The sequence below is a fragment of the Bacteroides sp. OF04-15BH genome, from assembly GCF_003477995.1.
Taxonomy (GTDB): Bacteria; Bacteroidota; Bacteroidia; order Bacteroidales; family Bacteroidaceae; genus Paraprevotella.
Window position 1 is genome coordinate 152385 of sequence record NZ_QUEM01000003.1, and the last position, 15972, is coordinate 168356.

Sequence of the window (15972 nt, forward strand, 5' to 3'; positions counted from 1 at the left end):
TAGAGAGGTATGAAGAAAAAACTATTGTTGTATAGTCTGGCCCTGCTCCCTCTTTGCGGAAGTGCCCAGACTGAAGTGACACCTTACATGCCGGGGGTAACGGTAGAAGGAGTTACCTATTGTCTTCCGAAAACTGCACTCCGGTTTACGGTTGTGGCGGAAAAGGAAGTCTACACTCCGGGAGAATATGCCAAATATGCCGACCGGTATCTGCGTCTGAAGGATGTGGATTTCGAAGGTTATACCCGATGGACCATCAAAAGCATCAAAGTAGAACCTTACGGAGTACCGGACAAAAATAAGATTTACAGTATCGCACTGAAGAAACGCACGGTTGCTCCTCTGGTAAAGCTGACCAAAGACGGCATCCTGCTGGCAATCAATACAGACAAGGAAGCAGAAACGCTGCCGGAACTTCCCAAAGCGCAACCTGCCGAAAAACTGCTGAATCCGCGTAACTTTATGAATCAGGAGATTCTGGCTGCGGGAAGCAGTGCCAAAATCGCGGAACTGACCGCTCAGGAGATTTATGACATACGCGACAGCAGAAACGCCCTGATTCGTGGTGAAGCCGACAATACTCCTAAAGACGGTGCCCAGTTGAAACTGATGCTGGACCAACTGAACAAGCAGGAGGAAGCCTTGAGCCAGCTGTTTGTGGGATACAAACAAAAAAGCACCGAGGTATTTTCATTCACGACCACTCCGGAGCAGGAAATGGAACATGCCGTGCTGTTCCGCTTTTCTGAGAAACTTGGTGTAGTCAGCAACGAGGATCTGGCCGGAGAACCGATTTATATCGACTTGAAATCGGCTCAGGAAATCCCGACATCAGTGGAGGATGAAAAGACAGCCAAAAAGAAAGCCAAAATGGAAGAAGGAGTCACTTATAATGTTCCGGCACGTGCTTTCCTGAAAATATACAACCCAAGCAAAGTATTCTGTGAGGAAGAAGTGTCTATGGGACAGTTTGGCAATACGGAAATTCTGAGCAATGCTCTGTTTGATAAAAAGACAACCACACAGGTTCTTTTCTATCAGAACAATGGCGGTATAGAAAAACTCACGGCTCAGGAACCGGAATAAAAATATTTTCACTTCTATAAAAGATAAACAGCAGAGAAATTACAGTACAGTTCTAAAGCTGACTGAAATTCTCTGCTGTTTGTCTTTATTTATAATTACCTATATTTCTATAACATAAAAATCAAAACCTCGACTTCAATTAAAAGCGGAATGACAAAAAGACACGCATTCCCTTAGTTCTCCACTTCATATTCTGGGACTCGTAATCACCCAATTCCTCATTATATACTTCCTGAGAAAAAGTGCTGCTTCCCCAGCGTGCTTCCAATCCAAAACCTATAACCTTATAAGAAAGAGTTACACCAGAATTAAAGAAAGAAGCATAAGAACTATAATAAGAAAGCTCATCATCCAATAAAATAGAGAAAGTAGGCGAATAATGGAAATAAGCCTGAATCATAAGATCACCTATAGGGTTTACCCAAATAGATGGACCAAACTGCATGCCTGCCTCAATTTTATATTGTGAATCGGTATTTCCCTCTTCGTCATCATCGTAGATATCTTCTATAAAACCAGGAATTCTATTTCCCACTTTATATATTTCCGAAGAATTTCCATAAACTCCGTCTGTAATCGAACTGCTACCATCTTCGTCTATTCGATCGCTGTATGGAATAGAATACTGGGCCATATTCAAGTCTAAATAGCTCCAATTTAAAGCAAAACGAATCATATTTGCCAATGGTTTCTTGTGAAGATAGTAAGTACGACCAAAAGTAACACCAAATGCATAATCCGGCTGCAACTCGGTACGATACAAATCACTATTCATTTTCTGCAAAGAATAAGACAGATTAAACCAAGAAGTACGTGCCCAACGTTTCATATCCACAAACTCTTGCTGCTTATGCTCCTGCAGAGCCATCAAACTGTCTACATATCCAATTAAGACTTCTCGCTCTGCCATCAATGCCTGAATACGTGCATTCAATGAATCATTGGTAAGCTGCAAGGCATACAATTCAGAAGACTGCAAGGCATTAACTTCCAGCAAGGAATCCACCAGTGTTCCAGAATTAGTCACTTGTTCCTTTATTTTCACATAATCAGAATTCAGTTTCTGCTGCAATGATTTTACAGAATCCAAAGCATGAGTCAAGCTTTCTATGGAATCAAGCAGAACGACCTCCTCAGTCTGTAAAGCAGCGCTCTGCATCATTTGAGCATGAGTTGTAATATGTTCACTGCTACAGAACAATAGAACTAAAAAAAGAATCAGTTTATTTTTCATAATTTCACTTTTTTAAATTTACGGCAAAGGTAATAATTTTTCCACATTCAAAGTAAATAAAAGCAACATTTCTTAAAATATTTTCTAAACAGAGATAAATCGGAAATGTATTAAGGCAGCTATCCGAACATAAATTATCTTTATTTCTTATCCTCAAAACATCTACACACAATAAAAAAGGAGCCATGCCCTAAGGCACAGCTCCCTATCTTAAAAAACTAAAATGCAATCGGATGATTACAACTTGTTGTCAGATCCCAATACGTTGATGATCTTGTGCTTGTACAACTTCTCCATGTTGTCACGAGCAGGACCCAAGTACTTACGAGGATCGAACTCAGCTGGCTTCTCTGCGAATACCTGACGGATAGCAGCAGTCATAGCCAAACGAGAGTCAGAGTCGATATTGATCTTGCAAACTGCAGACTTAGCAGCCTTACGCAACTCCTCTTCTGGAATACCGATAGCAGCCTTCAAAGCACCACCGAACTTGTTGATAGTCTCAACTTCTTCCTGAGGAACTGAAGAAGAACCGTGCAGTACGATTGGGAATCCAGGAAGTTTCTCCATAACAGCGTCCAAAACGTCGAATGCCAATGGAGGAGGAACCAAACGGCCAGTCTTAGGATCTACAGTACACTGCTCTGGAGTGAACTTGTAAGCACCGTGAGAAGTACCGATTGAGATAGCCAAAGAATCGCAACCTGTACGAGTAGCGAAGTCGATAACTTCTTCTGGGTTAGTATAAGTGTGGTGGTCTGAAGAAACTTCATCCTCAACGCCAGCCAATACACCCAGCTCGCCTTCTACAGTTACATCGAACTGATGAGCGTAGTCAACAACCTTCTTAGTCAAAGCAACGTTCTCTTCGTATGGCAAGTGAGAACCGTCGATCATTACTGAAGAGAAACCAGAGTCGATACAGCTCTTGCAGGTTTCGAAAGTATCTCCGTGATCGAGGTGCAATACAATCTGAGGATTCTCGCAGCCCAACTCCTTAGCGTACTCAACGGCACCCTGAGCCATGTAACGCAACAAAGTAGCGTTAGCATACTGACGAGCACCCTTAGATACCTGAAGGATAACCGGAGACTTAGTCTCTACAGCAGCCTTAATGATAGCCTGCATCTGCTCCATGTTGTTGAAGTTGAATGCTGGGATTGCGTAACCACCTTTAATGGCCTTAGCAAACATGTCTTTGGTATTAACCAAACCTAAATCTTTGTAATTTACCATGTCTTTATAAATTTAAAAACGTAATGTATCTTTCTCAGGGCAAAGATAGCGAAAATTCTGCAACCGGACACTGAAAAAATCAGTTTTTTTACTTTTTCTCTTTCAAGAGATAGATCACCACCGGCAAATGGTCGCTATAACCGTTCAGCCAAACACCGCTGGCCGTGGTTCTCTTGATGTTTCCTTTATATTTTCCTTCGGTCTGGAACAGATAATCGCGCATAAAGATCTCATTCTTGAAAAACTTCAAGGTAGAAAAGTCGCGCTCACCTTTTTTATTAAGCAAATTCGGCGAAACGACAATCTGGTCAAACAGATTCCACTTGCCGTCATAGAGCAGGGTACCCTGTCCCTTATCGGTCAGAATGCTCCACCAAGGGTTAAACATGTCGTCACGTCCCACCTTTTCAATTTCTTTCTTTGCCGAAAGTTCCTTAGCCATACTGGCATTGAACGGATCGTCGTTCATATCGCCCATCACGATCACCTTCATCTGTGGATTCGAAGCCAGAATACTGTCCTTTAAAACCTTCACCTGTTTTCCCGCCAGTTCACGATGATAGGAACCGGCAAAACGGCTGGGCCAGTGACAAACAATAAAGGTGATGGAATCACCGGCCAGTGTACCCTGTACGGTCAGGAAGCCACGGGTCTTATAAGTGGTGTCCACCGGTTCAAACACATAAGGCTTCAGAAAACTCTTTGCCGGAGTGAACAACTGCGGGTTATAAAGCAGGGCGCAATCCACACCGCGGGTGTCGGGACCTTCGATATGTACAAAACGCATTCCTTTCTTCTGCAAAGCCGGCTGGTTCACCAGATCGGTCAGTGCACGGGCATTCTCCACCTCAGATACTCCGATGACGGCAGCTCCCACATTGGGCAAACGGTCTGTTCCCAACTCCGACAATACCGTAGACATATTTTTGAGCTTCGAAAAATATTTCAAACCGTTCCAGCGTCCTGTTCCCTGCGGCAGGTACTCATAGTCATTTTTTCCTTCATCATGAATGGTATCGAACAAATTTTCCAAATTATAAAACCCAACGGCATACATGGAGTATTTTTTCTCCTGTGCAAAAGCAGACAACAGCATGCCACAACCCAAAACAAAGAACCAAAATCTCTTCATAAAATCTCTTATTTTACATTTCACTTTAAAATTCAGTCTACAAATATGCAATATTTTTATGAGTTTTTCCAACTAAAATGAATTCCACTTATGATTTAATGCCTAAGAATTCAAAAACTTTAATCATTCATTATACAATTCGACACTCGCATGTAACAGGATTCAGATAAGGAAATTAAAATTAAGCCTTTTAAAATTAAAAAAGATAGAAGAAAATAGGTACTTTGAGATTATCACCTATCTTTGTGGAAAAATCATATAAATAGCTTTAATTTATGAACAAGAGACTTGCTTTAATAGCGTCTGCATGTTGTTTTTCCACTTATCTTCTTGCCCAGCAAAAAGATACGGTTGCTATTGCCGAGACCATAGCAAAAATGGAAAACGCGGACTTTACATTCACCGAATCGCAACTGGACGAAGACAATGACAACGGGCGCACTGTGAATTCCATATTGGGAGTCAACAACGACCTTTATCTCTCTAATGTCGGATATCTGTTCAGTCCGATGCGTTTCCGGTATCGCAGCTATAACAACCAGCAGAGTGAGACATATATCAACGGGGTTCAGATGAACGATGCCGAGCGCGGTCAGTTCAGTTACAGTTCCATCGGTGGACTGAATGATGCTACCCGCAACCGTGAAGGCTCTCCGTTCTTCAACATGAATAACTTCGGCTTCTCGGCCTTAGGAGGTTCTACGGATATCAATGTCAGAGCAAGCCAATATAGCCCGGGCAACAAGATTACCCTTTCGGGCTGTAACCGTAATTATGTGGCACGCGGTGCCTACACTTTCTCAACCGGTCTGATGAACAACGGATGGGCGGTAACCGGTTCTTTGGCTTACCGCTGGGCCAACGAAGGATTTATCGAAGGAACATTCTATAATTCTTTGGGATACTTTCTGGCCGTGCAGAAGGTCTTCAACGACCGTCACAGCCTGAATCTGAGCACCTGGGGCTCACCGACTGAAAGAGCTCAGCAGGGTGCCTCTACCGAGGAAGCTTACTGGTTGGCCAACAGTCACTACTACAACCCGAACTGGGGTTACCAGAATGGCGAGAAGAGAAATGCTCGCGTGGTAAATTCCTATGAGCCGACCGCAATCCTTACCTGGGATTTCAACATCAATGACAATACCAAGTTGAGCACCTCGTTCATGGGTAAGTACAGCATGTACGGCAATACAGCTCTGGGTTGGTCGGGCAATGCCTCAGACCCTCGTCCGGACTATTACAAGAAGCTCCCGAGCGGACAGATTACCGGTAATGTATTCAACCAGCCGCTCAGCGACGAGGATGTGCAAATTTGGAAAGACGCTTACGAGTATTGGACCAGCGACAAGGCACACCGCCAGATTGACTGGGATGCCATGTATTTTGCCAATGCACAGCAAAAGGCTCTGGGAGGAGAAGCACTTTACTATGTAGAGGAAAGACACAATGACCAGATGGCATTCAATCTGAACTCAACCTTGAAGCACTCATTCCAGAAAAACGGAGCCATCTCTGCCGGCTTCAATGTGGGAACCACAAAAGGTATGCACTACAAAACCATGAGCGATCTGCTGGGTGCCGACTATATGACCGATATCGACAAGTTCTCTGTACGCGATTACGGCTACAACTCTCCACTGATCCAAAACGATCTGGACAATCCGAACCGCATTATTAAGGAAGGCGACATCTTCGGCTATAATTATAATGTATACGTAAATCGTGCCAACGTATGGAGTAACTACCAGCTCACCAAAGGCATCACGACCCTGTTTGCCGCCTTCCGTCTGGGTGGAAGCACCATCGAGCGCGACGGTCTGATGCGTAACGGTCGTGCCGCCAACAAGTCAAAAGGCAGCAGCGGAGTGGCCAAGTTCCTGGAATCAGGCGGTAAGATCGGACTGACCTTCAAGCCCAACGGCAAGCATACCATCAATATCGGACTGGGATACGAAGAGAATGCTCCTACGGCATACAACGCCTTCATTGCACCGCGTCTGAAGAATGACTTCGTGGACAATCTGACCAACGAGGAAATGTATTCGGCCGAAGCCAGCTATGCGCTGACCTTGCCGCGCTTCACGATGAAGGTGAGCGGTTACTACACCCGCTTCAATGATCTGGTGGAAATGGATGCCTTCTACAACGATCAGGAATCCCGATTCACTTATCTGTCCATGAGCGGTATTCAGAAGGAATACATGGGTGTGGAACTGGCTGCCAGCGTGAAGATCACTTCAAACCTGAGTTTGAACGCCATCGGTACCTTCAGCAATGCGGAATACATCAACAATCCGAATGCGACCCTGACTTACGAAAACGAAAGCGAATCTACCTCGGACATGGTTTATGCCAAGGGTATGAAAGACAGCGGCACCCCGCTCTCTGCCTATAGCCTGGGACTGGATTACAGCGTAAACGGATGGTTCTTCAATGTAAACGGAAACTACTACCACCGCGGTTTCATCGACTTCTCTACTTACCGCCGTTTGGGCAGCATCCTGAACAAGAATGCTTCATCGGGCACTGTAGATGAAAACGGTAATCCGGTAGGCGTGCAGGTTCCGGAACAGGAGGAGTTCAAGGGTGGTTTCATGCTCGACGCTTCTATCGGCAAATACATCCGTCTGAAGAAAGGCCGCAGCCTGAGCCTCAACCTGAGTGTGAACAACATTCTGAACAACACCAATATGAAAACCGGAGGATATGAGCAGAGCCGTGATGACAGCTATGATGACGGCCGCGAACGTCCATACCAGTTCTCAAAACACTCTAAATATTATTATGCACAGGGAGTCAATGCATTCATGAACATTGGATTCCGTTTTTAAAAACTAACAACAAGAGAGGTATCATATGAAAAAGATAGCATTATTCATGGTTGCCCTGGTGGCTGTAATCCTGACCGGCTGTATGGACCAGCACGATGTACCGAATGTGGAGGTTTACGGAAATCCCAGTGTACCGGAAGCCAATACCACCATTGCCAACCTGAAAAAACAGTTCAAGAGCATTACCGCCAGCAGCGGAGTGCAGCAGATTGAAGACAGCATCGTCATCAGCGGTGTCATCGTGGCGGATGATGAATCCGGAAACGTTTACAAACAGATTTATCTGCGCGACACCACAGCGGCAATCGTAATCGGTATCAACACCACCGGTATCTATTCCAAACTTCCTGTGGGACAAAGAATCGTAGTAAACTGCAAGGGACTCTATATCGGAGGCTACGGTGCCATGGCCCAGTTGGGAACTCTGTATCAGGGCAAAATCGGACGTATGTCTGAAAACGTATGGAAAGAGCACATGCGCACCGAAGGAAAACCTTCTTTGAGCTACAAGGAGCTGGTGCCGGACACCATTGATGCCAGCTGGTTGAGCTCGGCCAACAAAGACGATGCTCCGTTCTTTGTATACATTCAGGACGCAACCATTGAAGAGGCCGACGGAAATACCGTATACGCTCCCGAAGAACTGGGTGACGGCGGAAACGGTGTGAACCGTACCCTGAAAATCGGTAATACCACCATCCCGTTCCGAATCAGCACATACGCCAACTTTGCAAACGATTACATGCCGAACAGACCGTTTAACATGTGTGGTCTGCTCACCCGTTACAACAACGACTGGCAAATAACCGTAAGAACTTCTAGAGATATTGAAAGATAAAAAACTAATAGAGATATATTATGAAAATTAAGAAGATTATCAGTTCACTGTTCCTGGCTTCCATGGCATTGTTCACATTCAATGCCTGTAGCGATGTTCCTGCTCCTTATGACATTCCGGGAACCGGAGGCAACACCAGTATTTACGGCGAAGGAACCATGCAGAATCCTTATACCGTAAAAGGAGCCATGCTTAACCAAAACGGAAAATTGGGTTGGGTAAAGGCATATATCGTAGGTTACATCCCATCGGGAGGTGACGTCAGCTCAACCATTTCCGATGTGGTATTCGGTGCCGAAGGCGCAGGAGAAACCAACATGGTGGTATCTGTCGGTCCTGATGACAAAAACATCAATAACTGCCTGGCCGTGCAGTTGCCGTCCGGTGCAATCAGAGACTCTCTGAACCTGAAAGGACATCCGCAGAACCTGTATCAGGAAGTAATGCTTCTGGGTACTATGGAGAAGTATTTCGGCGGTTCCGGTATCAAGAACGTGCAGGCTTATATCATGAATGGCGATACCATCGGTGATATTCCGGCAGAAGAGGTTGAAGCTATCTTCAGCGAAACATTTGCTTCTAACCAGGGTGAGTTCACCGTGAAGAATGTGAATGTACCGGCTGAAATGGGTGCTGAGGTATGGACTTGGGATTCTTACAAATACATGAAGGCCACTTCATTTGTGAACTATACAGACTATGCAGCCGAAAGCTGGTTGATCTCTCCGGAAATCGATTTGAGCAACGCTACCAATGCAACGCTGACTTTCGAATATGTGGCACGCTACTTCACAAACCTGCCAGAGAACATCACTTTGTGGATTACCGAAAGCAGTGCTGAGAACTGGCAGCAACTGACCATTCCGAACCACGTATTGCAGGATGCATGGACTCCGTTTGCCAAGTCTGGCGACATCGACTTGAATGCTTACAAGGGCAAGAAGGTGAAAATCGGATTCAAGTATGCTTGTACAGAAAAGGCCGGAACTTATGAGTTGAAGAATATTTCTATCGAGGACCGTGTAGCCGGTGAAACTCCGGAAGAACCGGTGAACCCGGGCGACAACGAAAGCAGCAAGGAGAATCCGTTCACCGTAGCCACTGCTATCTCCAAGTATAATTCCAGCAAACCGTTGGCAGATACTTGGGTGAAGGGTTATGTTGTAGGCTATGTAAACGGTATGAGCATCGACGGTTCTATCCTGAATGACCTGAGCGGTATTACAGATGACAACAAGACCAACCTGTTGATTTCTGACAACAAGAACGAAACCGACTACAAGAACTGTCTGGTACTGCAATTGCCAAGCGGTGATGTACGCAATTCCTTGAACCTGAAAGATAATCCGGAAAATCTGGGCAAAGAACTGATCGTCAAGGGTTCTTTGGAGAAATACTTCGGAACTGCCGGACTGAAATCTATCACCGAGTATGTGCTCGACGGTCAGGGTTCTGGCGGTACAGAAGAACCGGGCGGTGACGCTATTCTGGAAGAATCTTTCAACAATACATTCGGCAGCTTCACTCCGGTAAGCGTGAGCGGTGCTCAGGAATGGAAGGCCGACAGTTACGGCTATGTAAAAATGTCAGCTTACTCAGGCGGCAAATCTCTGGAGAATGAAGACTGGTTGGTTTCTCCGGCAGTTGATTTGAGCAAGGAACGCACCCTGACTTTCGACCATGCTATGGGTCCTAAGAACCAGGATTTGAGCAACGCTGCCGACCAGTACACCGTTTGGGTGTCTACAGACTACAGTGGTGATGTTACAACAGCTACCTGGACTCAGGTAAACATTACCTACCCTGCCACTTCCGGTTGGGACTTCGAAACCGTAACCACCAAACTGCCGGCTGTAGGTGCCAAAGCATATATTGCATTCAAATACAAGAATGCGGATAATGCCAACACCATCACTTGGGAAATCAAGAATCTGAGCGTTAAATAACCTCTTAATTGATAATACTACGAAGAATTGTCATTCTGGGATTTACCTCCTGGAATGACAATTCTTTGTTTAAAATCCACAACAAAGAATGTTCCTTAAAAAGATTCATACCTTTATATTTATTCTGGCCACCATACTGGTGTCTTCCTGCTCCAGCGACAATGAGGGCAGCAGCAGTTCGCAGAACTCCAACGGCAATCCGCTGGTAATCCAGAATGCCGGAAACCTGGAAATCCCCCGCATTGACGACAATGCCGGAAAAATCATCTCACATTATGCTTCGGGCATCCTGAACTATACCGTAGACTGGCATGCCGACAAAAAGCACTCCCGCTGGGTGGCTTTCACTTTCACTCCAGAAAACTCCAAACAGAACTGGAACCGGAATAACTGGAACAACACGGAATGGAAGGGTGATCCTTTTCAGCCCGATCCGGCCCTGTCTGCCGGAGAGCGTACCGAACTGAGCGACTTTAGAGGCAGCGGATACGACCGCGGACACCTTTGTGCCTCGGCCGACCGCCTGAACAGCAAAGATTGCAACGAACAGACGTTCTACCTCTCCAATATGAGTCCACAGATCGGACGTTTCAACCAGCAGGACTGGGTAGATCTGGAAGGCCTCGTGCAGAACTGGGGACGCAGCAACACGTTCCGCGACACACTTTATGTAGTCAAGGGAGGAACCATCCGCGACGACCAGATTCTGCGCTACACCAAGAGCGGCATGCCCGTTCCGAAATACTATTTCATGGCGCTGATGTGTAAAAAGTCCGGCACCTACAAAGCCATCGGTTTCTGGGTGGAACACAAGTCCTACGGAGGCAATCCAGATGTCAGTTCGTGGGCGGTCAGCATCGACGAACTGGAGGAAAAAACCGGTATCGATTTCTTCTGTAATCTGCCGGACCGAATTGAAAATCCGATAGAAAAGGCATTCAGTCTGGAAAGTTGGCCCGGATTAAATTAATTTGCTACATTTTTTGGCGGATAAATTTGGTAAATATAAAGAAAACAAGTAATTTTGCACCTCGTAAACAGACCATTACACATTATAGTTACCAGCTATATGTTTAATTGATAAAAATTTTAAATTATGAAGAAAGATATCCATCCAGAAAATTACCGTCCTGTTGTATTCAAAGACATGAGTAACGGTGACATGTTCCTTTCACGTTCTACTTGCAAGACTACTGACACTGTAGAATTCGAAGGCGAAACTTACCCAGTAGTAAAGCTTGAAATCTCTAACACTTCTCACCCGTTCTACACTGGTAAGAGCAAGTTGGTTGATACCGCTGGTCGCGTTGATAAGTTCATGAGCCGCTACGCTAAGACTCGTAAATAATATCAGGACTCAAGATATTCAGAAAAGAGTTGCTTCGCAAACATGTGAAGCAACTCTTTTTGTTTTCTGCAACCCGGAGTTTCTTCCCGCACTTCTTTTAAAATGATTGGGATGAATTCTGAAAATCATCGAAATCAAATTTCCGATTCATCAGGATGTTTTTTTTAACGCTCTCACTCCGGCTCTTGACATGCCGTATTTCTTTCGCAGAAAAAGCATGGCACCGTTCATTTGCCAGAGCCGCAACAAAGCCGGGAAAACGGCCGTAAGGCCGCAAGATGCTGCTTCTGCAAACAAAAAAATATCCGCTTGAGTCTGAGCGATTCCGGATAACATCCGGGCAGACCCAAGCGGACAATTTATATTTGTGGTTGCGACTTATTTCTTGAACTCCTGATAATATTTCAGGAAACGGTTCAGACCTTCTTCCAGAGTAACACGCGGACAGGCCAGATTCCAACGCAGGAATCCGTCACCCTCGGTGCCGTACATTGTTCCGGCATTCAGCCACAGACAGTATTTTGACTTCAGGTCGTCGTTCATCTCCTCTGAAGTCTTGTTCAGCACACGGCAGTCCAACCAAGCCAGATAAGTACCTTCCAGAGGCACGAGATACAAGTCCGGCATGTTGGTCTCCACAAAGTTCTTCATGAAGAGATAGTTCTCATGGATGTACACATTCAGTTCATCCAACCAGTCTTCACTCTCGTTATAGGCAGCAATCAGAGCTTCCACGGCAAAGCAGTTCAGGCTTTCGATGTCCATGCCCTGCAGCACCCCGTTCACCTTGTCGCGCAACTCCGGATTCGGAGCAAAGATATTGGCCACCTGGAAACCAGCCAGATTAAATGCCTTGCTTGGTGAAGCGCAGATCACCGAGTTCATGCGCAACTCTTCAGAAAGAGAAGCAAACGGCGTGTAGGTGAATCCCGGAGCCACCAGCTCGCAATGAATTTCGTCAGAAATGATATATACATGATGACGCAGACAGATCTCGCCCATACGAAGCAGTTCTTCGCGTGTCCATACGCGTCCGGCCGGATTGTGAGGGTTGCAGATAATCATCAGCTTCACCGTAGGATCGGCAGCCTTCTTTTCGAGGTCCTCCCAATCTATGGAATAACGACCGTTTTCATAGTGCAGCGGATTAGTAACCAAACGGCGGTTATTGCCTTCGATACAGCTAAAGAAATGATTGTATACCGGCGGCTGAATCAACACTCCGTCTCCCGGCTGGGTCAGGGCTGTAACCACTGCTGCCAGAGCCGGTACGACTCCAATGGTATAGAGAATCCATTCGCGCTCAATACGGACCTGATGACGGCGGTCGAACCAATGGATGATGGCATCATAAAACGCATCCGGAATATGGGCATAGCCAAACACACCCTGCTCCAGACGACGGCTCACGGCTTCTTTGATCTTCGGTGCCAAACGGAAATCCATATCGGCAATCCACATAGGCAGCATATCTGCACAACAGTCAGTATCCCATTTGATGGAATTTGTTCCACGACGCGGAATCACTTCGTCAAAATTGTATTTCATCTGTTCTTCTTTTTAAGTTTTGATGATACAATATTACAAAAAATATACGTAAAAAAAGAGGCATTTCTCTTATTTTTACGTATATCTAAAAAAGAAAAATCTGCACCGAAAAACAAAATGAAAGCGTTCATCGGAGAGCGTATTCACCAAAAATATTTTTAGGACATTTTTCGAAAAAAGTGTTCCGGAAAGCCCGCTTCGGAATGGCAGAATGGCAAAGGAAAAAGATTATTCCTTGTCTGCCGGAAGCACAAACTGTTTGCGGTTCCACTCATATACCAGCGGCTGAATCTGCCGGCTTACCTTAACGGAATCTTCCTTTTCCAGCTGCACAGGCTGAAGCCGGAAAGTCAGGCTTTCATCGCTGTCGGAGAAAGAAGCCGTTGTCAGTCGTAAATCCATCTTTTGCTTCAGGGCTGCCAGAGTATCTGCTTCGGCCGGAGTCATGGAAGCAGACTGTTTCCAGAAAGCATCAAAAGCAGGAGCTTTGAGATAGCGCTCCAAAGGAAGCTTCTTCCAGTCCAGCGTATAAAGGGACACCAAGCTGCTCTTGGCCGGCGCGCTGAATGTTTTCGACAAGGCAATATATTCCAAGGAATCGGCTCCGCTCAGCAGCTTCATCTCCACTTCCGTAGAAGCGGTCAGCTGCAACTTCAGATAATTGTCCGTAAGCTTCTGCAGCACAGAAAAGCCGTCCAGACGGTTTCTGACCTTGGCTTCCTGCCCGTTTTCAATAAAATCTATGCAGTCCAGACGATTATACTCGGTCAGCAGATTCAACACGCTGTCTGGCATGTGTGCAAACACATCCCGCATTTTCTGCGCCTGTACCGGTAACAAAGCGCCGCATACGAACAGGAATAAAAAAAATCTTTTCATGATCCTATCTAATCGTTATAATAATAAATGTTGCTATCTTGGTTAATCTGATGCAAACTTAATGATTTTTTTCGGGGAACGGAACACCGCTCTCCGGCTTATAACATCTATTCACTTATCGCGAGCCCCAATAGAGGAACAGCATGCCGAGCAGTACCAGCAGCAAATCGAAGGCTTTGCTCCGTAAATTCTTTTCACGGAAAACCATGGCTCCAAACAGGAACGAAACAAGCACGCTTCCTCTGCGGATCATAGATACAATGGAAATCATCGCTCCTTCCATACTCAGAGCATAGAAATACACAAAGTCGGCCGCACAAAGAAAAATGGAAATCAGCAGAATGCACCAGTCCCAACGGAAGGGAGTGGTCTGTTTCCGTTTCGGGAACCACAGCAGCAGAAGCATTATGCCCATCAGGATGCACTGATAGATGTTATAATAGCTCTGAACAACCATACGGTCCAGTCCGACACCTCCTGCCTCGGGAGCAGCCATCAGGAATTTATCATACAGTCCGCTCGCAGCTCCCAACAAGGCAGCCAGAGCAATGAAGAACACCCAACGGTTGTGCGTAAAGTCTATTCCTTCGCGTTTGCCGCTACGGCCCAACAGAAAGAGCGAAAGCATGGCCAGCAAAACACCGATCCACTGATATACGTTGAGCACCTCGCCATAAATCAGCATCGCTCCCAACAGCACCAGCACCGGACGGGTGGCGTTAATCGGACCCACCAAGGTAATCGGCAAATGTTTGATGCCAAAATAACCGAATATCCACGAAGACAATACAATCAGAGATTTCAGCAGAATGTATTTCTGTACGTCCCAACCGGCAGTAGGAATATAAAACAGCGAATCACCCTGTAAGGCTCCACTGCGTGACAAAAGTATCAGAGGCAGAAAAATGAGACTGCAAAACAGGGTGTTCAGAAACAACACTGGAACTACGGCATTGTTGCGCAACGATTTCTTTTTGAACACATCGTAAAATCCCAAAAGGGCGGCCGAAGTAAAGGCGCCCATCAGCCATACTGCATTATTTTCCATCCTGCTCTCCTTCCTTATCTAATTGAAACAAACTTTCCGGATAGGACACATCCACCAGAAACAAGGCATTGCCGGGCATGGATTCACCGGCACGGCAACGGTCTTTCCCTTCAATCACCTGACGGAAACCATGCTCATCCATTTTTCCGCGCCCAACCTCAACCAGTGTTCCGACTACGGCACGCACCATATTACGCAGGAATCGGTCTGCCTGAATCTCGAAACGCCAGGCACCGTCCGGCATCTGCTGCCATTCTGCTTTCATAATCTTGCAGTTGTTTGTCTTTGTGTCGGTATGAGTCTTGCTGAAGCTTGTAAAATCCGTGTACTCAAAAAGGATCTTGGCCGCACGGTTCATCTTTTCAAAATCCAATGCCTGATACAGGCGACAGGAATAATGCCGCAGAAACGGATTCTTTCCCAGATGCACAAAATAGTGATATGTACGCGCCGTAGCATCGAAACGTGCATGTGCATCGGGACGTACTTGCCGGATGCGGTGAATGCCGATATCCGGAGGAAGCAGACGGTTCAGTTTATCAGCCAAACGCTGTGCATCCAGCTCCGTGTCAAAATCAAAATGTGCCGTCATCATCGAAGCATGCACACCGGTATCTGTTCTTCCGGCTCCTACCACAGAAATCTCTTTTCGCAAAATCGTGGATAAAGCCTTCTGTAAGGTTTCCTGTACACTGCTTCCGTTCGGTTGGATCTGCCAGCCGTGATAGGCTGTGCCGTCATACGCCAAATCAATAAAGTATCTGTTCATCGTTTTCCGTTATCTGTTTTTTTATGCAAAGATACAAAAAAAAGAATCCCTCCGGAGATTGCTCTCTGAAGGGATTC

At 45.8% G+C, this 15972-nt stretch carries 13 protein-coding genes; 6 read left to right on the forward strand and 7 right to left on the reverse strand.

Annotation, left to right across the window (positions count from 1 at the left end; translation table 11 throughout):
• The first annotated feature begins 9 nt into the window (after window positions 1-9).
• On the forward strand, window positions 10-1086 hold the full coding sequence (locus DXA74_RS02580; RefSeq protein ID WP_118525258.1) for a DUF4831 family protein: 1077 nt from the start codon (window positions 10-12) through the stop codon (window positions 1084-1086).
• A gap of 139 nt (window positions 1087-1225) precedes the next feature.
• Here DXA74_RS02580 and DXA74_RS02585 read toward each other — a convergent pair whose 3' ends face one another.
• From DXA74_RS02585 to DXA74_RS02595, 3 genes are all read right to left on the reverse strand, one after another.
• Entirely contained in the window at window positions 1226-2320 is a 1095-nt protein-coding gene (locus DXA74_RS02585) for a hypothetical protein (protein ID WP_147401007.1), read from the reverse strand.
• Between the two features lie 237 nt (window positions 2321-2557).
• Window positions 2558-3556 carry a class II fructose-bisphosphate aldolase gene (locus DXA74_RS02590; RefSeq protein WP_118525260.1) on the reverse strand — a complete coding sequence of 333 codons (999 nt, stop codon included), beginning with the start codon at window positions 3554-3556 and terminating at the stop codon, window positions 2558-2560.
• Window positions 3557-3644: 88 nt separating this feature from the next.
• A complete protein-coding gene (locus DXA74_RS02595) occupies window positions 3645-4688 on the reverse strand; it encodes an endonuclease/exonuclease/phosphatase family protein (RefSeq protein WP_118525261.1) in 1044 nt (347 codons plus the stop codon).
• Window positions 4689-4963: 275 nt separating this feature from the next.
• Between DXA74_RS02595 and DXA74_RS02600 the strand changes: the two genes are divergently transcribed.
• The 5 genes from DXA74_RS02600 to DXA74_RS02620 all read left to right on the forward strand — a co-directional run bounded on the left by DXA74_RS02600 (window position 4964) and on the right by DXA74_RS02620 (window position 11651).
• On the forward strand, window positions 4964-7519 hold the full coding sequence (locus tag DXA74_RS02600; RefSeq protein WP_118525262.1) for a TonB-dependent receptor: 2556 nt from the start codon (window positions 4964-4966) through the stop codon (window positions 7517-7519).
• Between the two features lie 25 nt (window positions 7520-7544).
• Window positions 7545-8357, forward strand: coding sequence for a DUF5689 domain-containing protein (locus tag DXA74_RS02605; protein ID WP_118525263.1), 813 nt, complete (start codon window positions 7545-7547; stop codon window positions 8355-8357).
• Between the two features lie 20 nt (window positions 8358-8377).
• On the forward strand, window positions 8378-10303 hold the full coding sequence (locus DXA74_RS02610) for a DUF6359 domain-containing protein (protein WP_118525264.1): 1926 nt from the start codon (window positions 8378-8380) through the stop codon (window positions 10301-10303).
• Window positions 10304-10391: 88 nt separating this feature from the next.
• Window positions 10392-11273 (forward strand): DNA/RNA non-specific endonuclease, encoded by an 882-nt coding sequence (locus DXA74_RS02615; RefSeq protein ID WP_118525265.1) that lies wholly within the window; start codon window positions 10392-10394, stop codon window positions 11271-11273.
• 126 nt (window positions 11274-11399) lie between these two features.
• On the forward strand, window positions 11400-11651 hold the full coding sequence (locus tag DXA74_RS02620; protein ID WP_118525266.1) for a type B 50S ribosomal protein L31: 252 nt from the start codon (window positions 11400-11402) through the stop codon (window positions 11649-11651).
• A 378-nt stretch (window positions 11652-12029) separates the two neighbouring features.
• Here DXA74_RS02620 and DXA74_RS02630 read toward each other — a convergent pair whose 3' ends face one another.
• The 4 genes from DXA74_RS02630 to truA all read right to left on the reverse strand — a co-directional run bounded on the left by DXA74_RS02630 (window position 12030) and on the right by truA (window position 15895).
• A complete protein-coding gene (locus DXA74_RS02630; RefSeq protein ID WP_118525268.1) occupies window positions 12030-13199 on the reverse strand; it encodes a MalY/PatB family protein in 1170 nt (389 codons plus the stop codon).
• A 228-nt stretch (window positions 13200-13427) separates the two neighbouring features.
• Entirely contained in the window at window positions 13428-14078 is a 651-nt protein-coding gene (locus tag DXA74_RS02635) for a DUF3256 family protein (protein WP_118525269.1), read from the reverse strand.
• A gap of 115 nt (window positions 14079-14193) precedes the next feature.
• Entirely contained in the window at window positions 14194-15126 is a 933-nt protein-coding gene (locus DXA74_RS02640) for an EamA family transporter (protein ID WP_118525270.1), read from the reverse strand.
• Window positions 15116-15895: a tRNA pseudouridine(38-40) synthase TruA gene (gene truA, locus DXA74_RS02645; RefSeq protein ID WP_118525271.1), complete on the reverse strand. Its 780-nt coding sequence runs from the start codon at window positions 15893-15895 to the stop codon at window positions 15116-15118. The genes DXA74_RS02640 and truA overlap by 11 nt, the downstream gene beginning before the upstream one ends.
• Window positions 15896-15972 lie beyond the last annotated feature (77 nt).